Source organism: Bdellovibrio bacteriovorus str. Tiberius, from assembly GCF_000317895.1.
Taxonomy (GTDB): Bacteria; Bdellovibrionota; Bdellovibrionia; order Bdellovibrionales; family Bdellovibrionaceae; genus Bdellovibrio; species Bdellovibrio bacteriovorus_F.
The window spans coordinates 670,515-695,683 of record NC_019567.1 but is presented as its reverse complement, the minus strand read 5'-3'; the positions used below and the strand labels follow the sequence as shown (position 1 = coordinate 695,683).

Annotated in this window: 22 protein-coding genes; 15 read left to right on the top strand and 7 right to left on the bottom strand. The window is 50.2% G+C overall.

The features are described 5' to 3' along the window. Positions 1 to 161: 161 nt before the first annotated feature. The 6 genes from BDT_RS03415 (at position 162) to BDT_RS03390 (ending at position 5,603) form a co-directional block, all read left to right on the top strand. Entirely contained in the window at positions 162 to 1,436 is a 1,275-nt protein-coding gene (locus BDT_RS03415; RefSeq protein ID WP_015089866.1) for a Glu/Leu/Phe/Val family dehydrogenase, read from the top strand. Next, positions 1,436 to 2,419, top strand: coding sequence for a quinone-dependent dihydroorotate dehydrogenase (locus BDT_RS03410; RefSeq protein WP_015089865.1), 984 nt, complete (start codon positions 1,436 to 1,438; stop codon positions 2,417 to 2,419). Before BDT_RS03415 ends, BDT_RS03410 begins: the two co-directional genes overlap by 1 nt. Next, complete coding sequence (mutT, locus tag BDT_RS03405) at positions 2,406 to 2,867, top strand: 8-oxo-dGTP diphosphatase MutT (protein ID WP_011163275.1); 462 nt, start codon at positions 2,406 to 2,408, stop codon at positions 2,865 to 2,867. The genes BDT_RS03410 and mutT overlap by 14 nt, the downstream gene beginning before the upstream one ends. Further along, positions 2,855 to 3,964 carry a hypothetical protein gene (locus BDT_RS03400; protein ID WP_041576967.1) on the top strand — a complete coding sequence of 370 codons (1,110 nt, stop codon included), beginning with the start codon at positions 2,855 to 2,857 and terminating at the stop codon, positions 3,962 to 3,964. Before mutT ends, BDT_RS03400 begins: the two co-directional genes overlap by 13 nt. 4 nt (positions 3,965 to 3,968) lie before the next feature. After that, a complete protein-coding gene (locus tag BDT_RS03395) occupies positions 3,969 to 5,228 on the top strand; it encodes a glycosyltransferase family 4 protein (protein ID WP_015089863.1) in 1,260 nt (419 codons plus the stop codon). Between the two features lie 81 nt (positions 5,229 to 5,309). Beyond that, the gene (locus BDT_RS03390; protein WP_011163272.1) at positions 5,310 to 5,603 is read left to right on the top strand and encodes an HU family DNA-binding protein; all 294 of its coding nucleotides are present in this window, start codon (positions 5,310 to 5,312) and stop codon (positions 5,601 to 5,603) included. 85 nt (positions 5,604 to 5,688) lie between these two features. Here the strand turns inward: BDT_RS03390 and BDT_RS03385 are convergent, their stop codons facing one another. The 5 genes from BDT_RS03385 to BDT_RS03365 form a co-directional block, all read right to left on the bottom strand. Next, positions 5,689 to 5,973: a hypothetical protein gene (locus tag BDT_RS03385; protein ID WP_011163271.1), complete on the bottom strand. Its 285-nt coding sequence runs from the start codon at positions 5,971 to 5,973 to the stop codon at positions 5,689 to 5,691. A 92-nt stretch (positions 5,974 to 6,065) separates the two neighbouring features. After that, positions 6,066 to 8,018: a MacB family efflux pump subunit gene (locus BDT_RS03380; protein ID WP_015089862.1), complete on the bottom strand. Its 1,953-nt coding sequence runs from the start codon at positions 8,016 to 8,018 to the stop codon at positions 6,066 to 6,068. After that, a complete protein-coding gene (locus tag BDT_RS03375; RefSeq protein WP_015089861.1) occupies positions 8,015 to 8,980 on the bottom strand; it encodes an efflux RND transporter periplasmic adaptor subunit in 966 nt (321 codons plus the stop codon). Before BDT_RS03375 ends, BDT_RS03380 begins: the two co-directional genes overlap by 4 nt. Beyond that, positions 8,977 to 10,224 (bottom strand): TolC family protein, encoded by a 1,248-nt coding sequence (locus BDT_RS03370; protein WP_015089860.1) that lies wholly within the window; start codon positions 10,222 to 10,224, stop codon positions 8,977 to 8,979. Before BDT_RS03370 ends, BDT_RS03375 begins: the two co-directional genes overlap by 4 nt. Positions 10,225 to 10,371: 147 nt before the next feature. Further along, complete coding sequence (locus BDT_RS03365) at positions 10,372 to 14,142, bottom strand: tail fiber domain-containing protein (RefSeq protein ID WP_080602323.1); 3,771 nt, start codon at positions 14,140 to 14,142, stop codon at positions 10,372 to 10,374. 234 nt (positions 14,143 to 14,376) lie between these two features. Here BDT_RS03365 and BDT_RS03360 point away from each other — a divergent pair, with 234 nt between their 5' ends. Beyond that, the gene (locus tag BDT_RS03360) at positions 14,377 to 15,192 is read left to right on the top strand and encodes a S1 family peptidase (RefSeq protein ID WP_015089858.1); all 816 of its coding nucleotides are present in this window, start codon (positions 14,377 to 14,379) and stop codon (positions 15,190 to 15,192) included. A 1-nt stretch (position 15,193) separates the two neighbouring features. On the opposite strand, the gene epmA is transcribed toward BDT_RS03360, so the two are convergent. Then, complete coding sequence (epmA, locus tag BDT_RS03355) at positions 15,194 to 16,357, bottom strand: EF-P lysine aminoacylase EpmA (RefSeq protein ID WP_015089857.1); 1,164 nt, start codon at positions 16,355 to 16,357, stop codon at positions 15,194 to 15,196. Positions 16,358 to 16,417: 60 nt separating this feature from the next. Then, positions 16,418 to 16,657, bottom strand: a complete 240-nt coding sequence (locus BDT_RS03350) for a hypothetical protein (protein ID WP_148278689.1) — start codon at positions 16,655 to 16,657, stop codon at positions 16,418 to 16,420. 227 nt (positions 16,658 to 16,884) lie between these two features. Here BDT_RS03350 and BDT_RS03345 point away from each other — a divergent pair, with 227 nt between their 5' ends. The 8 genes from BDT_RS03345 (at position 16,885) to BDT_RS03310 (ending at position 25,118) form a co-directional block, all read left to right on the top strand. After that, entirely contained in the window at positions 16,885 to 18,306 is a 1,422-nt protein-coding gene (locus BDT_RS03345) for a TldD/PmbA family protein (RefSeq protein WP_015089855.1), read from the top strand. Further along, the gene (locus BDT_RS03340) at positions 18,299 to 19,639 is read left to right on the top strand and encodes a TldD/PmbA family protein (protein WP_015089854.1); all 1,341 of its coding nucleotides are present in this window, start codon (positions 18,299 to 18,301) and stop codon (positions 19,637 to 19,639) included. Before BDT_RS03345 ends, BDT_RS03340 begins: the two co-directional genes overlap by 8 nt. 8 nt (positions 19,640 to 19,647) lie before the next feature. Further along, complete coding sequence (locus tag BDT_RS03335) at positions 19,648 to 19,971, top strand: DUF4286 family protein (RefSeq protein WP_015089853.1); 324 nt, start codon at positions 19,648 to 19,650, stop codon at positions 19,969 to 19,971. A 64-nt stretch (positions 19,972 to 20,035) separates the two neighbouring features. Continuing rightward, positions 20,036 to 20,509: an actin-binding protein gene (locus BDT_RS03330; protein ID WP_235046243.1), complete on the top strand. Its 474-nt coding sequence runs from the start codon at positions 20,036 to 20,038 to the stop codon at positions 20,507 to 20,509. Between the two features lie 288 nt (positions 20,510 to 20,797). Further along, positions 20,798 to 21,130 (top strand): hypothetical protein, encoded by a 333-nt coding sequence (locus tag BDT_RS03325; RefSeq protein WP_015089851.1) that lies wholly within the window; start codon positions 20,798 to 20,800, stop codon positions 21,128 to 21,130. 199 nt (positions 21,131 to 21,329) lie between these two features. After that, a complete protein-coding gene (locus BDT_RS03320; protein ID WP_235046242.1) occupies positions 21,330 to 23,057 on the top strand; it encodes a hypothetical protein in 1,728 nt (575 codons plus the stop codon). Positions 23,058 to 23,095: 38 nt separating this feature from the next. Continuing rightward, complete coding sequence (locus BDT_RS03315; protein WP_015089849.1) at positions 23,096 to 23,875, top strand: hypothetical protein; 780 nt, start codon at positions 23,096 to 23,098, stop codon at positions 23,873 to 23,875. 58 nt (positions 23,876 to 23,933) lie between these two features. After that, positions 23,934 to 25,118, top strand: coding sequence for an MFS transporter (locus BDT_RS03310; protein WP_015089848.1), 1,185 nt, complete (start codon positions 23,934 to 23,936; stop codon positions 25,116 to 25,118). Positions 25,119 to 25,169 lie beyond the last annotated feature (51 nt).

The following is a 25,169-nucleotide window of genomic DNA, read 5'->3' as shown; positions in this document are numbered from 1 at the left end:
AAGTTGGGGACTGAAAAATAGGACGCTAAATAGGCTAAACCACGACTGAAGCATAGGCTCATTGTGGTCAAAAAGAACCACTGAGTCATCACCTTTTTCCGGAGTGACTTTGAGTATTTACTTCACTAACATTTCACCGTGTACTTAAGGAGACACATATCATGGAACACAAGATAGAGCCTCTCTATGACGGGCCTCTTTTCAGAAACGCCATTCAAACTCTTGATGAAGCTGCCAAAATTATCAACTGCGATCCCAACATCCTTGAGCGTCTAAAAAGACCTCGTCGTTGCATCACAGTTTCTGTTCCGGTTCGTATGGACGACCACAGTGTGAAAGTATTCACGGGCTACCGTGTTCAGTACTCTCCAACTTTGGGCCCTTACAAAGGCGGCATCCGTTATCACCAAAACGTGGACCTTTCCGAAGTTGTCGGCCTTGCGGCTTTGATGACCTTCAAAAACTCTGTTTTGGGTCTTCCTTTGGGCGGCGCAAAAGGCGGTATCACTGTTGATCCGACCAAACTTTCCCGCACTGAAAAACAAAACCTGACTCGTCGTTATGCTTCTGAAATCGGTCCATTCGTTGGCCCGACAAAAGACATTCCAGCTCCGGATGTGGGCACAGATCCACAGACGATGGCTTGGTTCATGGACACTTACTCTCAGGAACAAGGTGGCTTCGCTCAACCGGGCGTGGTGACTGGCAAGCCGGTGGAAATCGGTGGTTCTTTGGGCCGTAACCATGCGACCGGTTTGGGTGTTGTTTATGTTGCAGAAAAAGCTTTCGAAGTTTGCAACATGAGCATGAAAGGCGCTTCTATCGCGATCCAGGGCTTCGGTAACGTAGGCTCCTTCGCGGCGAAATTTGCGCATGAGCGCGGTGCTCGCATCGTGGCTGTCAGCGACGTTTCCGGTGGTATCTTCAACGGCGACGGTCTGGATATCAACGAAGTGAACGAATACGTGAAAGCGCACAAGTTCCTGAAGGGCTATCCAAAAGCTCAGCCGATCAGCAATGAAGAACTGCTTGAAGTGAAATGTGATGCTTTGTTCCCGTGCGCTCTGGAAAACCAGATCGACACGCACAATGCTGAAAAAATCCAGGCAAAAATCATCGTGGAAGGCGCCAACGGTCCTATCACCAATGCCGGGACCAAGATCCTTCACAAGCGCGGTGTCTTCATCGCTCCGGACGTTATCGCCAACGGCGGTGGTGTGATCGTTTCCTACTTTGAGTGGGTTCAAGACACCATGTCTTACTTCTGGGACGAAGAAGAAGTGAATGGTCGCCTGAAAGGCATCATCACCAAAGCCTTCGACAAAGGTTATTCTTTGGCGAAAGAAAAGAACATTGATATGAGATCTGCTGCGATGGCGGTTTCTGTTCAACGTCTTGAGCGCGCGATGCTGCTCAGAGGCTTGTACCCTCGCTAATGCGTCCTTGGTTGCTTTTACCACCCCAGTGGGCTCACGATCTGAGCTCTCTGGGGCTTCCATTCTACTCTCTGATTCACGGACGAAAAACTCCGCACTGGAACAGCTTTACCTGGCGTGATCTGCACTTCGCCAATCCCATGGGTATTGCCGGCGGTGTTGATAAAAATGCGGAACATCTGAAAGAATGGTGGGCGTTGGGCTGCGGCTTTGTTGAAGTTGGCACCATCACTCCCCGCGCACAAACTCCGAATCCTGGAAAAATCATGGACCGTGACCTGGAACTTCAGGCCATGTGGAACAAGATGGGTTTTCCTTCTGATGGCGGCGATGAAGTCTTTCACAACCTGACGTCCTATGCGCCGAACTACCGCACCCCGATTTTTGTAAACATCGGAAAGAACCGTCACACTCCGAATATTGATGCCGTGGCGGACTATCTGACTTTGGTGGACCAGTTCCGCCCGTTTGCAGATGCCTTTGTTGTGAATATCTCAAGCCCCAATACAGCGGGTCTGCGAGATCTTCAGAAAAAAGAGAATCTGCGCGCCCTGATTGGTCCTATCGTGGACCGCGTTTCTCACTTCGAGCCCACACCGGTCCTGGTGAAACTTTCCCCAGACATGGGGGAAGAAGGCCTGGCTGAAGCCGTGTCCAACTGCCAGGAATTGGGCGTGGACGGTTTTGTTTTGACGAACACCACATTGTCCCGTCCCACCGGATGCCATTTCCCAGCTGAAGGAGGCCTTTCGGGGGCTCCTTTAAAACAACTTTCGCAGCGCGCCCTTCAGGTTGCTGTTCAAACTTTGGGCAAAAAACGCGAAGGCCTGCTTTTAGTCAGTGTTGGGGGCATTATGAGCCCAGAAGATGTCTTTGAAAGATTGCAAATGGGCGCCGATCTTGTTCAAATTTATTCTGCACTTGTGTTTCATGGACCAGGTTTCTTCCATGACGTTGCTAGAAGGTATAATGACGGACGATAGCGCAGTTGAATCAAAGCAAAAAAAATCTAAAATCCGCAAGGGCCATTGGATCCCGGTGGTGGCTGGATTTCTGCGTAAAGACGGCAAGATCCTGGTGGGCCAGCGTCCCGAAAACAACTCTTTGGCCGGCCAATGGGAATTCCCGGGCGGCAAGATTGAAAATGGCGAAACCCCTGAAGAAGCTTTGGCCCGCGAACTGAATGAAGAGCTCGGTATTGAGGCTGAAGTCGGTGAATTGAAGCTGGCCTGCACCCATTCCTACGGAGATGTAGGGATTCTCATATTGTTTTATGAAATCCTGTATTGGAAGGGCGAGCCTCGGGCCAAGCATCACATGATGCTGGAATGGATCCATCCGGAAGAGCTAAAACACCGCAATATCCCCGAAGCCAACCGCAAAATCCTTCACAAGATCTATAAAGCGTTGGGACTGGAATGGCGAAAATAATCCTGGTTAGCAAACATGTGAACGCGACTTCGTGGCAGCTGGCGCAGGCTTTAAAAGCCCAGCAGCACGAGGTGGTTCTGCTGACCAGTTATGGCGAAACTCCCCGCGACACCAGCGGCATCGAGTTCATGGGCTATTTCAAAAAATGGAGTTTTCTGGAAGGCGTTCGCATCATCCCAGGTTTATTCGGCCTGCAACCCCAGATTCTGCATGTGCTTTTGGATGATGATAAAATGAATGCCGCGCAAATGGTGCTTTCCACCTTTGCAAAATCCCACCCGACTTGTGTTCTGACGACCTCTTTACTGAATATCAAAAATGGCCTGTCCCGCCGAAATCCGGTTCGCTATCTGGTTGAGGAAAGTGACATCATCACCTGCCCGACAGTCGAAACACTGGGACAGCTTCGTGGTTTGGATGTTCGATCCAACCGCCAGGGCCGTGGTATCTTGCCGCCGGTTCTGGATTTGAAAACAGAACAAAATGAAGAAGCCATCGACAGCAGCGAACTGCCGCTGATCGCGAACTTGAAAAAGTCCTCTTACGTGGTTCTGCCTTTCAATGAAACCAGATTCAATCCGGACTCTGATTACTTCATCCGCCTGCGAGCAGTGGCACAAAAATACAAAGTGGCCTTGTGGGGAACCTACGCCCACTGGACTCTGCGTGATCGTAAAAAATTCGCCGCCTGGATGACTGAATTCCAGTGTGCGGACCGCTGGGTTCTGACTGGACCTCTGTCTGCCCCGGTGACTCAGCAACTTCTTAGTGGCAGCACGGCTTTGATGCTGGCGGGACAGAATTTCACACCGGTTGAAATGACTGAATATTATCTGCGTGCGATTCAATCCCACGCGGTGCTGATTCTGGACACGCGCCAGACCAGTGTTCATTCCGATCTTTGGAAAAACACCGTCAACTGCTGGGTGCTGAATCATTCTCAACTGCAAAAGGATCTGATCAAACTGCTGGCCAAAAGCCATCTGCGTCTGCCGGAATCCCTGTCTGAAAAACTGGCCGAAGACCGCCATCTGATCGACTCCTCGATGAATGAACTCAATCGTCTGTACAACAAGGCCTTGAATCATCTAAGATAGTTTCATGGCCAAAAAGTCCCGACTGCCGGAAACACTCAATATCTGTCTGACGTCCCAACGTTTTCCGATTCTCAGTCGTGCCACCGATCATGGTTTCTTATGGCCTATCGCTCGTGGTCTGGCCCGCGAGGGACACAAAGTCACAGTTCTTGCCGCCAGTTCCGCACTGAAAAAACCGGAAGTCACCCGTGATGGCGTGAAAGTGTTTTATCTTCACGAGGGCGCAAAAAATCTTTCTCATTTAAGTTTTCAAATGGCAGTTCGTCAGAAGTTTGCGCAACTGCACAAGGAAGATCCGTTTCATATCGTTCACAGCATTGATAAATCCGGCTATCGCATTGCCACCCGCAAAGATGACTTCAAAGTGGCGGTGGCTTACGATGTTGAAGCGACTCAGATGTCCCAGCTTTTTGCCATTTTGGCGATGAAACAAGACACTTTGGGAAGCATGCTGACCACGGCGGTCGCAACAGCTTATAAATTTCTGACCACTTATTATGGTGGTGACCGTCAGTTGCTTTCCACTGCCGATGGCATCTTTGTCACCAATCCCCAACAGCGCATTATTCTGGAAAGATATTATCTGTATCCGGATTTCCACACCTACACGGTGCCTTATGGGATTGAACTTGGAGATCTGACACCAAAGGAAAAGTCCCTGGAATTGCGTAAGAAACTGGGAATTCCTGAAAATGCCCACGTCGCCGTTTCGATCACCGACATGACCGACGTGCAGGAAGTGATTCCTTTGTTGCGGGCCTTTGAAAAAGTCGCCATCAAAAAACCAGGCAGTTATCTGTTGTTGGTCGGCAATGGTCCGAAATACAAAGACATTGAATTCCAGGTTTTGAACCTGGCTTTGGGCAACCGGGTGATTCTGACCGGAGCGATTCCGGCCGGAGAACTGGAAGATTATATCGTTTTGGGCGATGCCTTTGTGAATATGGGCTCCAGAACCACGGGTTTTGAACCCTCCACCCTGGAAGCAATGGCTCAAAAAAAGGTGGTTTTGGGTTCAGAAGTGTCCCCAATCGCCAATATTATCGAGGATGGACGGGACGGATTCCTGCTTCGCCCGGCGGATGTGGACTCCATGTCGAACCTATTGGTCGAGATCTTCTCGGGCACCATGCCGGCCGATGAAATCGGCGATCGGGCCCGTCAGAAGGTCGTTGACCTGTTCGATACGGCCAAAATGGTCCAGTCAGTGCTTGATGCTTACCGTAAAATCCTGCTCAACACGGGTCTGTATAAGAAGCATTGAGTTAAATCATTGAAAAGTGGTAGTCAGCCCCCTTCTCTTCTGTATAATCGAGAGTGTTATCAATACTTTAAGTAGGTCAGAATGACAAAAGCAGATTTGATAAATTTGATTTCTGAAAAAGCGGGCATCACCCGTGTAAAAGCAGAAACTGTAGTAAACACTATTTTCGATTCTATGGTGGAAGCTTTGATGCGCGATGACCGTATTGAAATCCGTGGTTTCGGTTCATTTGTGAACCGTCAGTACGGTGCCTACAAAGGTCGTAATCCACGCACTGGTGAAATCATCAACGTCGATGAAAAGAAACTTCCGTTCTTCAAAGTTGGTAAAGAACTGAAAGAAGACATCAACGGCGGCCCGGAAGAAAAGGGCTAAATCGAAAAGACCTTTCGGGGTCTTTAAGAATGAAAAAAGGGGCTTTTCAGCCCCTTTTTTATTTTCAAAATGTGCAACGGAACTACTATTTGCAACGCAGATTTTTTACGTCGTAGAAGTGTTCAGTCTTTTTGAAAGTGGTCACGCAAGTATAAACCGCGCGAGTGTAGTAAACGCGAACAGTTGTTTGAACTGCCAGATCTTCACCTTCAACAGTCACGAATTTGTAGTCATCAATCTGAACTTGAGAATCATCGAAACCGAAGTTTTCAAGAATGCTATCCGTCGTCATGATATAGATTTCTTTCATTTTTCCAGCAAATGCAGGTGCGGAAACAAACATCAAAGCGGCGATCAATAAAGCCTTCATAGGAACCTCCGGTGGTTTATTTATTGCGGAAGTTCTAGCGGATGAAGGCCTTTAAAGACAGTCAAGATTGCCTTTTCTGTCATTTTTTCCGGTTATTCGTAGCGAAGCGCTTCAATGGGATGCAGTTTTGACGCCTTGCTGGCCGGATAACTGCCGAAAACGATCCCAATCAGGGCAGAAAATCCAAAAGAAAGTATCACGGAGCCCGCAGAAACCACCGTCGACCAACCCAAAACCTTGGAAATCAACAGCGAGAACCCAACCCCCAGAGCAATACCCAAAAGTCCCCCGCACACACTGACCACGATGGATTCGGCCAGGAACTGCAAAAGAATATCCCGGCGGCGCGCACCGATGGCTTTGCGCAAACCGATTTCTTTGGTTCGTTCGGTCACCGACACCAGCATAATGTTCATGATCCCGATACCACCCACCACCAATGAAATTGCCGCGATCGAAGCCAGCAGCATCGACATAGTCTGATTGGTTGAATTCAGCGCCTGCTGAATGTCGGCCATATTGAAAACATTAAATGCATCACCTTGTGACGACACTGGCACGCGATGACGTTTGTTCATCAGCTCCTGCAGTGAATCCTGCACATCAGGAATATCCGCAGCGTCGCGAACTTCGATATCCACTGAATCCACATAGTTTTTCCCGAACAGACGATACATCGCCGTCACCACCGGAACCAGAATCCGGTCATCCTGATCCTGCGGACCCGCAGCACCCTTTTCAGGCAGAACACCGATCACGCGGAAGTTCACTTTGTTGATTTTAATCATCTCGCCAATCGGGGATTTATCTCCGAAAAGCTCGCGCGCCACCGTGGTTCCGATGACTGCCACCAGTGTGCGGCGCTGATTTTCTTCCTCGGAAAAAAAGCGGCCAAAGATCGGAGTGCTCGCGCGCATTTGTTCATACGCCGGAGCCACACCCATGACTTGCGTGTTCCAGTTTTTATTCAGATAAGTGATCTGCCCGCGTCCCGAAGACGACGGCGACACATCTTTAATTCCGCTGATTTGATTCTTAATAGTGCTGACATCATCCAAAGAAATCCGAATGCGCACACCGGATTCCTGCATCACCCCGCCCACACGCACATTGCCTGCGCGCAGAACCAGAAGATTCGAACCCAAAGACGACAGTTGTTTTTCAATGCTTTGACGGGCCCCCGTTCCCAGCGCCAGCATTCCCACAACCGCCGCGACACCAATCAAGATCCCCAGCATGGAAAGCCCAGAACGAACTTTATTTGCCGCCAGCGTCTGGAAGCCCTGATGAAGATGCTCAATCATTTCCCGCACCGGCCATTTTGCCGGTTGTTCCTGACGTTTTTCCAGCGCGGTGGTTGGCGCTGCTGGCAATGCCTGAAGGCGCTCGTCGGACTGAATCACACCATCACGCAGTCGGATCAAACGCTTGGCCTGCTGACCGATTTCTTCTTCGTGGGTCACAACAATAACTGTGATCCCCTGTTCATTCAGCTTGTGCAGAATCTGCATGATTTCTTTTTCGCTTTTTGAATCCAGATTTCCCGTTGGTTCATCGGCGAAGATAATACGGGGATTGTTAATCAGGGACCGGGCAATCGCGATACGCTGCTGCTGTCCCCCGGACAATTCGTTGGATTTGTGATGAATTCTTTCGGCCAAACCAACCTTGTCCAAAAGCGTGTGAGCCTTGTCATAGCTAAACCCATCCTCGCTGTAAATCAGCGGCAGGGACACGTTTTGCCAGGCTTCCATGCGCGGAAGCAGATTGAACTGCTGAAAGATAAAACCGATTTCCTCTCGCCGAACAATGGCCAGTTCATCTTCGCTGAGGTCTGCGACTTCACGGCCGTTCAGGTTGTAACTGCCTTCACTGGGAACATCCAACAACCCCAGAATGTGCATCAAGGTAGATTTCCCTGATCCAGAAGGTCCCATGATAGCCACGAAATCCCCGCGCTCAATTTTCAGACTGATGCCCTTAAGAACGTCCACTTTCGTGTCGCCCATCTGATAGGATTTGCGTATGCCTTTGATATCAATCATTGACGACCCCGGCGCGGACCTGACGGAGGACCAAATGGATTGGAACCTGACGAAGATTTTTCACCCAGCTTGAACTGCGTCACCAGAACCACTTCGCCTTCAACCAAGCCTTCCACCACTTCGGTGTTGCGGCCGTCGGTGATGCCGGTGCGCACTTCGCGCAGGGCCGGCTTAGAGCCTGGCACTTTCACCAGAACTTCCGTGCGCCCCTGACTGACACGCAAAGCTTCGCTTGGCACCAGCAAAATGCCTTTCTTGGATGCGATCGTGAAGGTTACGTTCGCCGTCATCCCACTTCGCATGAAGTCCGGAGTACTATCAGGTATCACATCCACCAAATAGGTGGTGACGTTATTCACCGTAGTCGCATCAAAAGCAATCTGATCCACCGTCGCTGGCAATGGGCTTTGCGGATAGGCATCCAATACGATAGTGGCCTTTTCTTTCAGTTTGATTTGCGCAATGTCGGTTTCATCCACCTGCGCTTTCACGGTCAGACGGTCGGACATCACAAAAATGGCGTCGGTGTTCGTGAAGGTCTGTCCCGGTTCAACATTTTTCAGAATCAAAGTACCGGCAATCGGCGCAATCACCGGGGTCGCCAGATAAAGCTCGGACCATTTCTTGTATTCCTCTGCCCCTTGTGCGCGCGCGGCATCCAGCATGGCGGCTCGTTCGGTGGAACTCATCCAGGCCAGAATCTGACCTTTGCGGATCTGCTGGCCTTCTTTAGCCAGAATCTGTTCAATACGGCCAGCCACCGGGGCTTTGATTTCCAAGCGGTTTTTCGGTTGCACCGTGCCTGTGGAAAGAATCGTCACATCCAGATCACCTGCTGCAACGGAAATCTCGCGGAAGGTGGGTGCATTGCCATTGTCTTTTTTCCAGAAGTAAAACCCTGCCGCACCGACAACGACAAGACCTGCCAGCACCCAGCTCATTTTTTTGGTTGATGATTTCATGGCAGAACTCCCACACCTTGTGTTTTTTCCCAGTTGGCTTCCGCAACGACACGGTCACGGCGTTTCAATGTCTGATCCTTTTGATAAGAAATCAGATCATTTTCAATTTTGTCCCAGTCATCAAAGGTCGTTAGACCGTTGTTGTATTTGCTGCGCCCGATTTCAGCGCGCACACTGCCCGCTTCGACGAAGGCATCACTGACTTTCACCTGTTCCACCGCTTCGGTGAATTCAGCAAACGTCTGGCGAAGCTTCACGATGATTTCCAATTGCGAATTCTTCCAGGTGTTTTCAGCCACCAGCTTTTGCGCAAAGGCGCTTTTATTGGTGAAATAATCTTTTCCGCCCGAAAACAGAGACCAGGACAGGGTCGCGCCGACACTCCAGCGATCCTGTTCCGGATACCAGCTATCCCCTGTATTACCCACAGAGCCGCTTAAATCCAGGGAAGGCAGGAACTCAGAACGTGCACTGCTCAACCCGGCTTCGGCACTTTGAATCTGCCCTTGTGCCTGCAGGCGTTCCGGTGTCTGTTCAGCCAGTTTTGTAAAAGCCGGAGTCACGGACGACGGAGTGCTTTCAGGCGCCTTCCCCTGAACCTCAAATTCGGCATCAGGCGCAAGGCCCGTTACACGAATCAGCGAACTGCGGGAGGTATTAAAGAAATTTTCCGCCTTCAACACATCCAGTTGGGCCTGCTTCAGATAGGCTTTGGAAAGCAGCACCGAGCCCTTGTTTTCACGGCCACTTTGAAAGCGCAGTTCCACCATATTCAGATTGTCAGCACGGCGCTTTTGAATGCTTCTGGTCAGCTTCAAGGATTCCTGCGCATAGATCACATTGGCAAATGCGGACTTCAGATCATAGCTGATTTTGGCTTTCACCGTGCGCAGGCTGGCTTCCGCCACTTTCACTTTGCCTTCGTTTTCGGAAACTTTGGCCATATCCCCAAAGCCGTTAAAGACATTCTGGGTGGCATTGAGTGTGGCCGTATAGCCTTCACTTTCCACCTGATTGGTTTCACTTTTCTGATAACCGGCATTGGCTGTGATCTGCGGCAGATAGTTGCTGTAAGAGGCATTCAGATTGTATTTGGCAGAATCCATACTCTGCTCGGCCGCGACCAGCTCTGCATTATTTTTCTTCACCAGCTCCAGGCAGTCAGCGAACGTATAGACATTGGCCGCCAAAGCCTGGGCGGACGACAGTGTCAGAAGTAAAATTAAAGCGTTTTGTTTTTTCATTCTAAATCTCACCAGCTTTATTGCAACGCTCACTCACGATTGAGTCAACAACCTAAGGATAAGGAAAGACTGATGTGAGATTGTGGAATGCCAGACCCTGAATTTCAGACTTAGGTTCAGGGTCCGAAGTGATCTCGTTTCGATATGTTATTGAGAGCAAAACTCCAAAGACGGGTCTTTGGCGCACAGGGATTTCTTCATCAAACTGATTTCATCCACGCGGGACTTGAGTGCTCTATTTTCTTCCTTAAGAGCACTAATCTCTTTTTCCTGCGCATTCACTTTTGCATTCAGGTTCTGAGAATCCTTGTACCAGATTGAATAGAACTCTTTGATTGCCTGAATGATCGGTGAAACCAGATTTTGATAGGCGACGGATTTGAGTCCTTGAGAATCAGTTTTGACAACCTCAGGGAAGACCTTTTCCACTTCCTGAGCGATCACACCCATATCCCGTTTGTCACCCTTGGATGGATCAATCCAGTTGTAGGTCACGCCGTTGATTTGAAGGATCGAAGCCAGGGCATGGTCAATGCTGGCAATATCGCGTTTCAGTCTTCTGTCTGAACCTTGAGTCAAAGCTCCCGTTAGGGTGGCGCTTCCATCTGTTCTAAGAGTGAACAAGCAAGTCCCGGCGCCAAAACACATGGCGTTGGCACCTAATGGAGCCCCCGTTGACGAGGAATACCATCTCCAGGAATTTCCGCCTGTACCCACGTTCTGATTGGTGATGGTCGTGTACCCATCCCCGGAAGTCACATGAAGATGTGTCGCCGGGACCGTTGTTCCCAGCCCCACAAAACCATTGTGATCCACAGTCATGCGGTTAAGTCCCTGGGTCGTTCCGTTGGCAACTGTGGCAAAATAGATTTTGCTTCCACGTGCAGTCGCCGACCAGTTTTCGGAAGCCGAGACTGTCATCGAATCCGTTGTGCCGGATGAACTCACCCAATTTGTGCCGTCGTATCCCGCAGCCACCAAAGACATCAGTCCCGTACCGCTGGTCACCGCGGTTGGAGAGGCCTTACTGCCTTTAGCTTTGTAAGCAATAAACATGGGAACTTCCGTCGGACCATAGTGACGGGCCGCAAACCTTGCTCCCACATAGGCCCCCTCTGACTCGGCAATCACGCCTGCGCGATGAGGGTGAAGCGAGGCCGTGTCCCGCTGACTGTAAACGTGCAGATCCGCATCCGGAGCTGACGTCCCGATCCCGACATTTCCGTTTGTTCCAAGGAACATATGGAAAGCCCCGCCTGCGCGGAATGACATCTGATCGTTGGTATGCGAATAAGAAATTCCACCAGGATCCCGGCTGTCGGGATCAGAGAAATACAAGGCCGAGGCCGCGGTGTTTGGTGACGTCACCTGCAACACTGTGTTTGAATTCCCGATCACAGCAAGCTTGTCCACACTTACATAAGGCGCAGCGGTCCCACCATCTGTAACCACCAGATCTGCTGTCGGACTGGTTGTACCGATCCCCACATTGCCCGGCTCGGTAATATGGAAATTCGGGGAATAACCCTTATGCCCCAGACTCAACCGTCTTTGTGCTGTATCTGAAGAATTGTAATTGTATTCAATGCTACCAGCCTGATAGTTGCTGTGAGCTTTACCAATAATGATATTGGTCTTGCTGTACGTGTCCCCGATATTCGGAGCCAGCGCAGCAAAAGTGGTCAATCCCGAGATCGTCGAATTTGTATTTTCGAACACCGCTAAAGGGTTTGTCCCGTTGGGAAGGCTACGACTGAGGTGCAACAGCGTGGAAGGCGTTTCAGTTCCCACACCCACGTTCCCCGAGGAAAGAATCGTCATTTTTGCAGTGCCACTGGTTTCAAGCTGCAGGCTTTGGGCATCGTTGGTTCCAAGTACCGCCGCTGCACCAAAGGAATTTCCATTCTGAGAGAATGCATCTGTGATGCCATACCCGCTCACTGTCGTGGGACTGGTCGCTGCTGTCACTCGGCCATAGGTATCCACGGTGACTGACGAATAGGTACCGGCACCCACTCCACTGGTTGGCAAATCAGCCGCCGCAATTGTCCTGAACGACGGCGCACCTGCAGCCCCTGTCGGCGCCGCAAAGAAAGTCCTGGCCGACTGTGATCCAAAGCTCACTTTAGACGAGGCAATAGTTCCTGATATATTGGACTCTGAAATCGAAATCGCCTGACAGCTGAAAGAATCCGTCAGGGACGACCACGTCAATGTCTGCGCGCTGGAACAAGCCGTTCCCGGGAAAATGGTATTTGCCGGAGTCACTGTCGAACGAATATCAGCAAGACTCAGGAAGTTCGGAACGTAACTTGTACCATCATAACGAAGCAACTGTCCCGCCGCTGTGGGGGCCGTCGCAGAAATAGCTTTACCACGAAGTCTGACAACATCCGGATTTGGATAGGTGCCGCCCAGATCGCCACCTGCTGTACCGGCTGGTGCCACACCAGACACAGTCACTTCAGTCACAGAAGTCAGTCGGCCTTGAGCATCAACAACAACTTGAGGAACCTTGGTGGCTGTCCCGTAGGTGCCTGCAGTCACCGTTGTGTTTGCCAGATTCAAAGTCACATTGCCTGTACTGCCGCCGCCACCAAGACCTGTGCCCGCAGTCACACCCGTGATAGTGCCACCCGTACCCGTTGCGCTGATTGTGATCCCGCCAGCTCCATTGCTGATACTGACACCTGAACCCGCCTGAATATTGGCGGCTTGCGGGGCATCCCCGGTTTTACCAATCAGAATCTGTCCATCCGTCAATGCGACGGACTCAACAATTTTCCCCGCTGATGAAACCATCAGGCGGTTGTTGTTCAAGGTCACACCACTGCCCGTTCCGCCTTCGCTGACCGGCAAAACGCCGTTGATGCCTGCGGCTTTGCCGGAAATATTTCCGGCAATCTTCGCTCCGGAAATCGTGCCAGTGATCTGGGATTCCGTAATCGAAATGCTGTAGCAATCAAACTTGTTGGCCGGAGTCACAAACACCAGCGACTGTCCTGCCGTGCAAGAGGTTGGGAACATCGTAGCGTCGATCTTGTTGTTCAAAGACGTCGACAATCCCGAAATATCAGCAGATGTCAGTGTCGCAGGAACCCAAGTATTGGAACCGTTCATCTTTAAAACCTGGCCGGAAGTCGCCAGTGTCGCACTGATATCCTGTCCCCGGATCTTTTCAGCATTCAAAAATCTTGAATCATTCCCCGCTGCCATAGTTCCCGCCGCGGTTCCGACGTTGGCCGAAATCACCGGAATGCTGGCCGTTCCAGCTTTCGTCAGGTAAGGACCCGTCGCATTGATGTCTGAAACCATGCCGGCTCCACCGGCATCGTTTTGACAGACGAAGTCTGCGCCATCAAAGGTCAAATACTGACCACTCAGACAGGTCGAGACGGCGTCTTTCAGAACAAAGTCAGTGGAAAGTTTGTCACCCAGACGAGCCGCTGAATAAGCGAAGTTTGCAAAAGGCACCGAGCGGATGATGTTGTTTGGAGTGATCGCTTTCCAGCCACTTCCGTCATGAAACTGCACACGCAACACTCGCACTTCATCGTGGGACGGAGTGTACTTCGCACTCCCATCGCAATTGTGCTCAATGGCGTTGTTAAAAACATCACGCAGACTGTAACCAGGGTCCGTCGGATACAACTTTGTGCCTTCACCGATGGGAATATCAAAGACCCCTTTGGATCCCTGCATGTTCACGTTGTTTCTTTGTTCACGATAGAACACGCACGTGCCAGTGACGTTGGTCACCTCAAAAGCAAAGCTGACATTGTTGTATTCCAATGCCGTCCCGTCAGTTTTTAAAATGCGTCCCTGATAATTCAAAGTTGTCGGAGTCGCCTGCGCCACCGCCGCCAAAAGAATGAGGAAAAAGCTGAGAATGCCAGTACGTGCCTTAAATGTTCCCATAAATGACTTAACGGCTTGTTTTTACTGAGTCTTTAGCTGGATTTCAGAAGGATAATTCACATGCAATCAGCTCACCCTATATGGGCCTGAAATCCAAGACAGAAGCCCTGTAACAAAATGATACGTTGTAGCCAGAAAAAACAACCAGGCACCTTTCTGGGAAAAATATACAAGTGTTCGGTCTTGTCTCTTAATTCGTGTGATGTCTTGGCAGGACTCGAATATGACAAGAGTATGCTTCGCTTCTCGGTTTGCCTGTTCATTTTTATTTTTAGCCTGACCTCGGTTTCCCCGGCAATTACTGGCGGTACGTTTGCCTCTGCAGGTGAATTCCCGTTCATGGTGAACATCTGGTTCAATGATCCGAAAGAAAACTATGTGTCCCATCACTGCGGTGGCAGCCTGATCGCCCCGCGCTGGGTGCTGACTGCAGCTCATTGTGTGCTCGAAGATGAATCAGAAACCCGTCAGCGAATTGTTGCGCCGGCCAAGCTGGTACTTTACATCGGTGGCATTGCCCAGTCCGGTCAGGACAGTCGTCGTCTTAAAATCCGTTCTATTCAGACTCATCCTGATTTCAACTGGCCGAAATCCGATATCGCATTGATTGAGCTTTCTGAAGCTGTGATGGACATCACGCCGGTTGAACTTAACACCGTGGATTTGGGTGATTCCAATGAACCTGTGATGATCACTGGCTGGGGTCTGACGGACAGTGAAGGCGCAAAAACAAGTGACTGGTTGAAGAAACTGGAAGCCCCTTTGCTGCCACGGTCATTATGTGCCCAGGATGATTTTCCGAAAAAACGTGGCTATGTGCTGGGGCCTGAAACACTTTGTATCAATACCTTTCAGCACCAGCATTCCTCCTGCCCGGGTGACAGCGGTGGTCCTGTGTTCATCCAAAAACCAGGCAAAGCTGTTCAGGTTGGTGTCGTCAGCTGGGGTTCCGCGTGCTCAGGCTTCCGCGCCAAAGGTTCCTCGGTCGGAGGCTACGCGGCCGTTTCCCACGCTCTGCCGTGGATTCAAAAAGTTTTAAGCGGTAAATAGATTATTGAGGGAAAAGACGCAGACTTGAAATACTGTGCAGGCCCTGAAGCGCCATGAACAGACGTTCCACACCCAAGGCAATCCCGCCTGATGGAGGCAAACCCGCCTCCAGACACTGGAAGAATTCTTCGTCCAGACTGACAGCCTCTTTGCCCATTTCTAATTTCTTTTGCAGGTCTTCTTTCGAACGCAGGCGCTGGATCTTTGGATCATTCAGTTCGTGGAAGGCATTGCAAAGCTCCATGCCCTTCCAGTACGCCTCGAAGCGATCACCCCAGCCATCAGACGTCAAACGCGCCAGCGCCGCCTGATACGGCGGATATTTTTCAACAAATACCAGCTCGTCATGGGGCAACTGACTTTCGATTTTATCCATGAAGATCAGGAAGAAATAATCATCAATACTTTCAGCGCTGCGAACATCGACACCGATTTTCCCGGCCAGTGCTTTCAGTTCTTCTTTGGAAGTGTCGGGCTTCAATTCAAAACCACAGTGAATTTTGAAAAGCTCGGCCACGGAATAAGAAGTCACCTTTGCCGGGCCTGCGACCTTCATCGCCTGCGCCAGATGATTTACAAGTTTAATCGTGTCTTCTTTGATCAGCTTCAGTGAAGCATAGGCGCGGTACCATTCCAGCATCAGGAATTCGGGCTGATGTCTTTCGGTGACTTCACCGTTACGGAAACACGGAGCCAGCTCAAATATTTTTTCAGCGCCCAAAGCCAGGGCTTTTTTCAAATGCAGTTCCGGGCTGGTGGGTAAAAACAGATTTTCTTTACGCGAGCCGACCTTCAGGTTCGTGGAAAAAACATCCAGACTGGGTTCCGTGCCCGGGCACACAACCAAAGAAGGCGTTTTTAATTCCACAAAGCCTTGGGAAACAAAGAATTCACGCAAAGATTGCAGATAGGTGCCCCATTTCAGGGTCAAGTCTTTGTCGAACGACCGGTTCGGCAGGAATTGCTTTTGCGGAGCCAGCAGCACCACTTCAGTGGCCGAAACAACGGCGACGATGTCACCCTCAATCAGAAATTCAGAGTATTTCGGGGCTTTTTCAAATTGGATTTTATGAGTTTCGGAATCGCGGTGCAGAACCAGCTTTAAAGCCTCGCCATCGCGCTCGATCTGATAAATACGCCCTGCCGCCTGAGCATTTTCAGGCATCGCGGGATAGGGTTTCCAAATCTGGGTTAAAAAGTCATTTCGGTTCAAAGCCCTGCCACTTTAGCGGCAAAGGCCCTGATCACGCAAGGAATCAAGCTGGGACAGGATGGAATCCATGTCATTCGCACCATAAACAACATCTTCGTTCACCACGATACGGTGCTTCACCCAAGAACCATCAAAGATGCCCTCGGAAGTCATTTTGCAACTTGGGGTCGCCAAGGTCGAAGCATTTGCCGGACCGAAGTAAGTGATCATGATCATGAAACCTGTTGCTAGAAGTGCTAGAAGTACTCTCATATTCATCCCCTTTTTTGCTGGTTCTTTATGACACCAGCAACCTCCCTGAGAACGTATAAAGCAAAGGCCTTGCCAACCCATTCTGACACTCGACCCTCCATCTCGCCCACCCTCGCCCCGAGGGGTACCGCTTGATAAGACTTTTCAGAAAGCACCCTTCGAGGTTGTCTTTTCGGGCATGATTGGTTATTGGAAGTGCTTAATTCTACTCGGAAAAGAGGTCTTTAATGGATTTACAAAGAACCCTCCACACGCTCAAAGGATCCGCTGACTGGGTCAGTTTGCGTCACGTGACTGAAAAAACCACCTACCGCATGGTTCGCGATGAAAAGCCGGACCGTAATGTGATCAGTTTCGATCAAGGGGTCATGGTCGAGGTTTTGGTAAACGGCCACTTTGGTTTTTCCGGCACCAGTGACCTGAGCGGCACCGGCATCAAACGCGCTTTGGATAAAGCCATCATGATGGCGAAAGCTGCAAGCTCACACAAAGTTCACAATTTCTCTGTGGACCAGCGCCCGGTGGCACAAGGCTCTTACAAATCCCCGGTGGTAAAACCTTTGGATTCTTTCTCGGCGAAGGAAATTTCAGACATTTTCGTGGACGCAACTCGTGCCATGAAGGTTTCTGACAAGATCGTCAGCCGTTCTGCCACCGCGATGATCGTGGAAACTCACTTCCACACGGTGACATCTTCCGGATCTGATTTCGAACAAAGCTTTTCAATCGTGAACACGGACTTCTCGGCAACCGCGGCGGCCGGTGGCGAAACCCAGACCCGTTCCGACAGCGGCGGTTTGGCACGTTGCCTTCAGGTGGGGGCTGAGGTCTTTGACCGCGCTTCCATCCTGGAACGTTCCAAAAAACTGGCGGAAGAAGCCGTCGAGCTGCTTTCTGCCGAAAACTGCCCGGACACTTCCATGGATCTTTTGCTGGCTCCAGACCAGATGACTTTGCAAGTGCACGAATCCATCGGTCACCCGCTGGAATACGATCGTATTTTGGGTGATGAAAGAAACTATGCCGGCTGGAGCTTCGTAAAACCAGATGACTTCGGACACCTGCAGTATGGTTCCAAACTGATGAACGTGACTTTCGATCCGACCATCGAAGACGCTCTGGCATCTTATGCGTTTGATGATTCCGGTCACCCGGCAACCAAAGAATTCCTGATTCACAACGGCCTGCTGGTGCGTGGCTTGGGCGGTCTTGAATCACAAAGCCGTCTGAACCTGCCAGGTGTGGCGAATTCAAGATCTTCATCCTGGAATCGTGCGCCGATTGACCGTATGGCGAACATCAACCTTGAGCCGGGCACTTCCAAACTGGAAGACATGATTGCTTCCGTTGAGCGCGGTGTATTCATGCTGGCGAACAAGTCCTGGTCCATTGATGATTACCGCAACAAATTCCAGTTCGGCTGTGAATACGGTAAACTGATTGAAAACGGCAAACTGACCAAGACCGTGAAAAATCCAAACTATCGCGGCACCACCGTGAAGTTCTGGAACAACCTGAAAGCCGTCAGTGAAAACCGCGAGACCTTTGGATCTCCGTACTGTGGTAAAGGGGAACCAAATCAGGTGATCCGTGTGGGACACACCACGCCTTATTGCCTGTTTGCAGATGTGGAGGTTTTCGGTGCTTAATTTTACAGAAAAAACAAAACAGTCCTTCAACATCGTGGCGGATCACCTTTTAGCAAAGCTTGAAAAGAATGAAGCTGCGAATGTGAACCTGCATGCGGAAGAATCTTTGTTTGTGCGTTTCAACGCGAACAAAGTCCGCCAGAACACCCACGTTGAACAGCGTTCTTTGACTTTGACCCTGCAAAAAGACGGCAAGACCGCGAACATCAGTTTTTCCATCACCGGCGAAGTTGATGAAGACAAACAGCGTGTTGAATTCTGGCTGGACCAAGCCCGTCAGGAATGTGCGCTTCTTCCTGAAGATCCGTATCAGGTGGCCATCGTCAACAACGGCACCAGCGACAACACCTTCAAAGGTTCTTTGCTGAAAGACGAAGACGTGATCAAAGCGATCACGACTCCGGCAGCGGGTGCTGACTTTGCTGGGCTTTATTGCGCAGGTCCTATCATTTCTGCGAATAAAAACTCGGCTGGCCAAAGCCACTGGTTTGCGACCGAAAACTTCTTCGTGGATTATTCCCTGTACATGGGTGAAAAAGCCGTGAAGTCGATTTATGCCGGCACTCACTGGGACCAAAAAGCTTTTGATGCCAGCATTGCCCAAAGCAAAAATCAGCTCAGCCTGATGGACCGCCCGAAGAAAGTCCTGCAGCCAGGTGCTTACCGCACTTATCTGGCTCCGGGCGCGGTGGCGGAACTGGCTTCGATGTTCTCTTGGGGGGCATTGAGCTTTAATGCCCACAAACAAGGTGGCAGTGCTTTGATGAAACTGGCGGACAAGGAAAAGTCCCTGTCGCCGCTGTTCAACATGCGCGAAAACTATGGCATGGGTCTGACTCATCGTTATAACTCTTTGGGTGAACTGGCTCCGGAAACACTGGGCTTGATCACCAAAGGACAGTTGGACAGCTATGTGATCAGCAGCCGTTCGGCTAAAGAATACGGCGTTCAGAGCAACGCGGGGGATTCCCATGAAGGTCCTCGCGCGATGGAGATCCTGCCTGGGGCCTTGAAAAAAGACGACATTTTGAAAGAACTAGGCACCGGACTCTATTTGTCCAACCTGCATTACTTGAATTGGTCGGACCGTCTGAATGCGCGTATCACCGGGATGACCCGCTATGCGTGCTTCTGGGTTGAAAACGGTGAAATCGTGGCGCCGATCGCGGATCTGCGTTTTGATGAAAGCCTGTTTGACTGCCTGGGTGAAAACCTGCTGGCAGTGACGGACTTCCAAGAGGTCGACCCCATGGTGTCGACTTACGAAAGCCGTGCTTTAGGTGGCAAAAAAGTGCCGGGCATGCTAATCAAGGACTTTAAATTCACTCTTTAAGGAGCGTCATGGTTACCTATATCGTTCAACTGGCAGTTCGTTGGGAGACTTACCCTGAGTACGTCGACTGGCTTAAAAACGAACACATCGCTGAAGTACTTGCTCTACCCGGCTTTATCAAAGCGGAGCTTTGCTTGCGTAAAGGTGGCGCCATGGAAGCCTCCAGCAAAGACGTGAAGATCATCTACACCCTCAAGGATGAAGAGGCGGTAAAGACCTATATGTCTGAATACGCAATGCAAATGCGCGAAAAAGGACTGGAGAAGTTCTCGGGTCAGTTCTCTGCCCAGCGCGAAGTATGGCTTGAAACTATTAATTTTACGTCAAAATAGCCCCGAGGGGCTATGAATTCCCCTCTTGCGGGTGTATGTTGGGGATGTAAACAAAGGAGACCTTGTGGCAACTGCAGCTTTCCAAAAAATTCTTGAAAATCTTTCTGGCAACAAAAACGTTCAAAACCTTCTTGAAAGCTTCCAGAAGCTGAGCGACGAGATCAAAAAGAAAGAGTCTGAACTTAAAGGCCGTTTTGATCAGGAAAAAGAAGACAAGATCGAACTGGCTTGGAAGAAATATCAGGAGATCGTAAAAGTTCTTTCCACTTCCGAAGCTAAATTGGAAAAAGAAGTGAACAGCACTATTTCCAAAATCAAAAAGTCCGCTGACGATCTGGAAAAAAACATCCAGGCTTACAAAAAGAAAGCCATCGTTCAAAAGACCAAGCTAGAAAAGTCCTTGTTCAAAAAACAAACGACTAAAAAAGCTTCTTCCAAAAAAGCAGCTGCTAAACCTGCTGCAACTACGAAGAAAAAAGCGACAGTGAAAAAAGCTGCTGCGAAAAAAACAACCAAGAAAGTTTCCAAAAAGAAGTAATTCTTTTCTGACATTTTCAGAGTTAAAAAAAGGGAAGGCATAAACCTTCCCTTTTTTTATTCCCCATCCCCAAAAAGTACCTGCTTACTTTTGCATAAACACTGCGTTGAGCGCATAACAGAGGCCTCTTTTTTGATGCGTCGTTTATGCAAAAGTAAGCAGGTACCTTTTTGGTTCCCGGTCCTTGATCTTGTGGCTTTAAGGACCTTTTGTCTTGTTCCGCGATAAACTGTGGACACTTTGTGTTTGGCACTGACAGCATGAATAGACATCCATGGAGGAACTACTATGAAACACCTGCTTCTTTCACTCACAGTTTTGTTGTCTGGCGCTGCGGCTCAGGCTCAGGATCTTTTCTGCAAGCTTACGGTGAACAGCGAAGTGATGGTCGACACGAAGGTGTCCACTGTTGTCGGCAAGAATGCTGCTATCGGCACTTACGACAACTATCAAATCAGCGTGCGCAATCAGGGCGCTGGCAAATTCTATATCGAAGTTTACGAAACCAACGTGTCCCGTTCTTATGCTGACGGCGTTCTGCGCACCGAAGAGGACGAAACCAAATGGACCCTGTGGAGTCGTGAAATTCTGATGGAAGCTTCCTGCCGTCTGGCGATCTAGTCTTCATCCGTTCGAACCAAACCTTAAAACGGACCGAACCACCTTCGGTCCGTTTTTTATTCCCTAAAAGGCCCCCCGGTGACGGTTTTGGGCCCTCAAACCCCGGCCTATGGGTTCCATATCAAATATAAGCTTTCCTCCGAATGGCGGGGGATTTGCTGTACTTCACGGAATGGTTAAGAAGCTATTATTCTTTAGTTTGTTCGTTCTTCAGATCCTGGTGGCCCCGGCACTAGCCGACAGCTACGACTATGCCCGGATCTTTGATGTGGCCTTTAAAACCATGACTCAAAAAGACCTTTATAAGGCCCTGAACGAATCTATCGTGCAGCAGAAAAATCCCCTGACTCAAAGTCAGCTGGTGTTTTTACTGAAGAAAAATCCTGAATACATCGCGATCCTTGAAGATACGACCGCGAAATTGGCCAAGGCCCAAAGTGAATCGCCCGAGGCTTACACGGCTTATCTAAAAGAAGTCAAAACCCAGCTTAAAACCGTGGTGCAAACCCCGCGCTTTGCTGAACAACTGGCGAAATACGAAAGCCCGTCTCAGCCCCTGACGATGGATCTGCCCGGTGGATCTCCGGGGTTTCGTGGCATGCGTCTGTTCATTAATCACCCGCACTTAAAAACCATCAAAGGCAAGACCCGCACATTGCCGGGCGATGATCTGCGCAAAGTTGTCGTGGACTTCATCGCCGGAGCCGAGCAGGAAATCTGGTACAATGTATTTGATTTCGATCTGAAAGTAATCGCGGATGCACTAAAGAACCAGCACACGAAAAAAGGCGTGAAGGTCACAGGTGGAATTGACGCCGGCACCATCAGCACCCGCCCTGAAGTGAAAGCCATCTTTGATGACCTTGCCACTTTGGAAAGTGATAAATTTAAAACCGTCGCAGTGAAATCCGTGGGCCTGAATCACCAGAAGATCATTCTGCGTGACCCTTTTGGTCCAAAAGCCGCGGTGCTGTTCCTGTCTGGCAACTTCACACAAAGCTGCATTGGTCCTGAAGGGGATCTTGTGAATCTGCCGCCGGAAAAACGCAATGAGTTTTCTATCCCCAACGCCAATCATGCTTTGATGATCCTGGGAACTTTGCCAGCACAAGCCACCAAGGCCGAACTTAAAAAAACCCTGGAATACAAAATCCGTGGTCAAAGCCAGTACCCAATCAGTGGCAGTTACAAAATCATGGGCGAAAAGAAAAGCCCCAATGAAGAGCCCTCTTACATCGTCCTTTCATTCTCGCCGAACGGCGGTGAAGGCGATGTGAACAAAAGCATCTTTGTTCCGTTGATTCAAAACTCGAAGGGTCCGATCGAGGCTGTGCACTTTGCGTTTTCCTCCAAGCAAATTCAAAGCGCGCTGATTGAACGTGCGGCCCGGGACATGAGTGAAAAAGGTCAGTTTGATTTCCGTTCTGTCGGCGACACCCCCTTTGCCATGCGCGAATGGAGTGCGTTCCTGTTGTTGTCGGGTCTGAAGAAGGATCTGCCTTCGGGCAAATATCTGACCGATGGCGAAGCGCCGATTCTGCAGGCCTTGGGCGCTGCGGGAGTGACGGACCTTCAGACCAAGATCCGCACAGCGCCTTCTATTTATGGTGAACGCCATTTCCGTCTGGAAGACGGGACTTCCGTGAAGACCACATCCAAAATTCACCACAAGGTGTTTATCTTCCCCGAGGATTCGATGGCTGTTTTGGGAACATCCTTCAATCCAAGTGAAAACGCCGAAAACAACAACGAGCAGATCGTGATCGTTAAAGATGCCGCGATTGTGGAACAAGCCCGAGGTCTGTTCGGATATCTGTACCAACAGTCAGCCCGGTCTGTGACCCAGGAAGCAAATAAACGCAATCTGAAGGCGCTTCCTTCCCCGGACGAGACTGTGGGCGATGAATCCATGGAAAGAGATCAATAAGGCTGACAGATTCACCGGCTTCTGCTAATTTTCTGTTCATGAAGTTTCTGCGCAGCACATTGAAGTATCTGATGTTTTTCACGTTGGGAATCGTGACCTGCGCCTTTGTTGGAATGGCTGTCATCACCTACTACACGGTTGATTATCTAATCCAAAACCCCACGAACACCACCACAGTTCAGAAAAAACCCTACCCGGTGGCCAAAGCCACTTTGACTCCGGATCTGAAAACCGGCGATCAGGCTCCGGCACAAGAGCTGATTCCGGCATCCTCGAAAGAAAACTTCCGCAAGGCCTTCGACACTTCAAGGTCATTTGTGATGATGAGTTCTGAAATCGGCGATCTGGTGCGCAAGCTTGAAAAAACCAACCCGCCGCCGCTGTGCCCGTCATTGTGCGATGCCAGTCACATGGACCGCGAACAACTGAGAGAAAACAAAGTCGCTTATCTGGAAAAATATTATCAACAGCAAGGCACCCGTGCCCTGCAGGATCCTGATTTCCGCCTGATCACAGATGATATCAGCCGCATTCACCGCCTGATGGTTCCGGCCCACAAGATCATGAGTAAGATTGATCGCCTGAAAGAACGCCAGCAGAATCCCGATGGCGTCAGCACCACGGACAAACTGGTTATCACCGCTGAAATTCAAGGTGCCGTGCTAAGTGACTTCTATGGATTTGTTCACGACGTTGAAGCGCTGAAATCCGAAGACAAAAAAATGAAGCTGATTCGCGATCTGCGCAAGTCCTGCCACAAAGGCAAACCTGCGAAACAGATTATTTCAGAGTGCGACTCAGTAATGTCGCAGCAATAATTCACATTCGCATCTATTGATTGAATATCACATTCAAATGAACTACCTATAGGATCCTATGGGTAAAGGCCTTTCTCGCACACAAGTTTTCTTCATGACCCTGACCTGCATTCTGGTCGTGGGCAATATGTACTACAACCAACCGTTGCTGGGGATTCTGGCGCGTGAATTTGGTGTGACTGAAAGCAAAGTGTCTTTGGTTCCAGCCTTCACCTTGATCGGCTATGCACTGGGGATTTTGTTCCTGGTTCCGATGGGCGACATGATCGAACGCCGTAAACTTATTCAAGGCTCTATGACCATGGCAGGCCTGCTGGCGATCGCACTGCCTTTCAGTCCCACCCTGGGTGTGTTCTGTGCGATCAGCTGTGTGATGGGTTTCTTCAACGTGTCCCAGTCTGTTTTGATTCCCTTTGCGGCAAACCTGGCCAAACCTGAAGAGCGCGGCAAGGTCGTCGGCATCGTGCTTTCCGGTATTCTGATCGGCTCGCTGATGGCAAGGACTCTGGCGGGTTTCATCGCGCAGTACTTCGGCTGGAAAACCGTTTTCATTTTTGCCGGCGCAGTCAGTCTGATTCTTTCCATCGTGTCGCAATTCGTACTGCCGATGTCAGAACCAAACTTCAAAGGCACGTACAAACAGCTGCTGCTTTCCACGGCTAAACTTTTCCGTGAGCTTCCCACCATGCGCGAAGCTGCTTTGATGGGCGCAATCCTGTTCGGGACCTTCTCGGCATTCTGGACAACGCTGACCTTCCTGCTGGAGGCTGCACCCTTTAACTATGACCCGAAAACCATCGGCCTGTTTGGAGCTTTGGGGATGATCGGCGCTTTGGCGGCTCCACTGGCTGGACGCTATGCCGACAAAAAAGGGGCCGCTGCCACCATCCGCATGGGACTATATTGTTCTATGGGGGCCTTTGCCCTGCTAGCACTTTCCTCCACTTTCGTGGCGGGCATCGTTCTGGGTGTTTTGGTGCTGGATCTGGGCATTCAGGTTGCCCATATTTCCAACCAATCACGCGTGTTTAGCCATGCGCCGGAATACCACTCTCGCCTGAACACGATCTACATCTTTGCCTACTTTACCGGAGGAAGCCTCGGGTCTTACGTGGGTTCGGCTTTGTGGAGCTGGGGCCAATGGCCTGCCGTCAGCCTGGGTGGGCTCGGCTTTTGCCTTATCGCGACCCTCATTTTCCGCCGGGGGCAGAAAAACCGAGCGGCCGCCGCCAAAATAGCCTAATCTATACCCATTTCGCCTCGCATTAGCTCAAGCGCTCTCGTTGCAGAACTT

Excerpts from the sequence above, each read along its gene's own strand:
- BDT_RS03370 (WP_015089860.1), bottom strand. The coding sequence starts at position 10,224 with ATGAAAAAACAAAACGCTTTAATTTTACTTCTGACACTGTCGTCCGCC.
- BDT_RS03350 (WP_148278689.1), bottom strand. The coding sequence starts at position 16,657 with ATGAGAGTACTTCTAGCACTTCTAGCAACAGGTTTCATGATCATGATC.
- BDT_RS03360 (WP_015089858.1), top strand. The coding sequence starts at position 14,377 with ATGCTTCGCTTCTCGGTTTGCCTGTTCATTTTTATTTTTAGCCTGACC.
- BDT_RS03400 (WP_041576967.1), top strand. The coding sequence starts at position 2,855 with ATGGCGAAAATAATCCTGGTTAGCAAACATGTGAACGCGACTTCGTGG.
- BDT_RS03385 (WP_011163271.1), bottom strand. The coding sequence starts at position 5,973 with ATGAAGGCTTTATTGATCGCCGCTTTGATGTTTGTTTCCGCACCTGCA.
- BDT_RS03375 (WP_015089861.1), bottom strand. The coding sequence starts at position 8,980 with ATGAAATCATCAACCAAAAAAATGAGCTGGGTGCTGGCAGGTCTTGTC.
- BDT_RS03410 (WP_015089865.1), top strand. The coding sequence starts at position 1,436 with ATGCGTCCTTGGTTGCTTTTACCACCCCAGTGGGCTCACGATCTGAGC.
- BDT_RS03415 (WP_015089866.1), top strand. The coding sequence starts at position 162 with ATGGAACACAAGATAGAGCCTCTCTATGACGGGCCTCTTTTCAGAAAC.
- BDT_RS03315 (WP_015089849.1), top strand. The coding sequence starts at position 23,096 with ATGAAGTTTCTGCGCAGCACATTGAAGTATCTGATGTTTTTCACGTTG.
- BDT_RS03390 (WP_011163272.1), top strand. The coding sequence starts at position 5,310 with ATGACAAAAGCAGATTTGATAAATTTGATTTCTGAAAAAGCGGGCATC.
- BDT_RS03335 (WP_015089853.1), top strand. The coding sequence starts at position 19,648 with ATGGTTACCTATATCGTTCAACTGGCAGTTCGTTGGGAGACTTACCCT.
- BDT_RS03345 (WP_015089855.1), top strand. The coding sequence starts at position 16,885 with ATGGATTTACAAAGAACCCTCCACACGCTCAAAGGATCCGCTGACTGG.
- BDT_RS03325 (WP_015089851.1), top strand. The coding sequence starts at position 20,798 with ATGAAACACCTGCTTCTTTCACTCACAGTTTTGTTGTCTGGCGCTGCG.
- BDT_RS03380 (WP_015089862.1), bottom strand. The coding sequence starts at position 8,018 with ATGATTGATATCAAAGGCATACGCAAATCCTATCAGATGGGCGACACG.
- BDT_RS03395 (WP_015089863.1), top strand. The coding sequence starts at position 3,969 with ATGGCCAAAAAGTCCCGACTGCCGGAAACACTCAATATCTGTCTGACG.
- BDT_RS03310 (WP_015089848.1), top strand. The coding sequence starts at position 23,934 with ATGGGTAAAGGCCTTTCTCGCACACAAGTTTTCTTCATGACCCTGACC.
- mutT (WP_011163275.1), top strand. The coding sequence starts at position 2,406 with ATGACGGACGATAGCGCAGTTGAATCAAAGCAAAAAAAATCTAAAATC.
- epmA (WP_015089857.1), bottom strand. The coding sequence starts at position 16,357 with ATGCCTGAAAATGCTCAGGCGGCAGGGCGTATTTATCAGATCGAGCGC.
- BDT_RS03365 (WP_080602323.1), bottom strand. The coding sequence starts at position 14,142 with ATGGGAACATTTAAGGCACGTACTGGCATTCTCAGCTTTTTCCTCATT.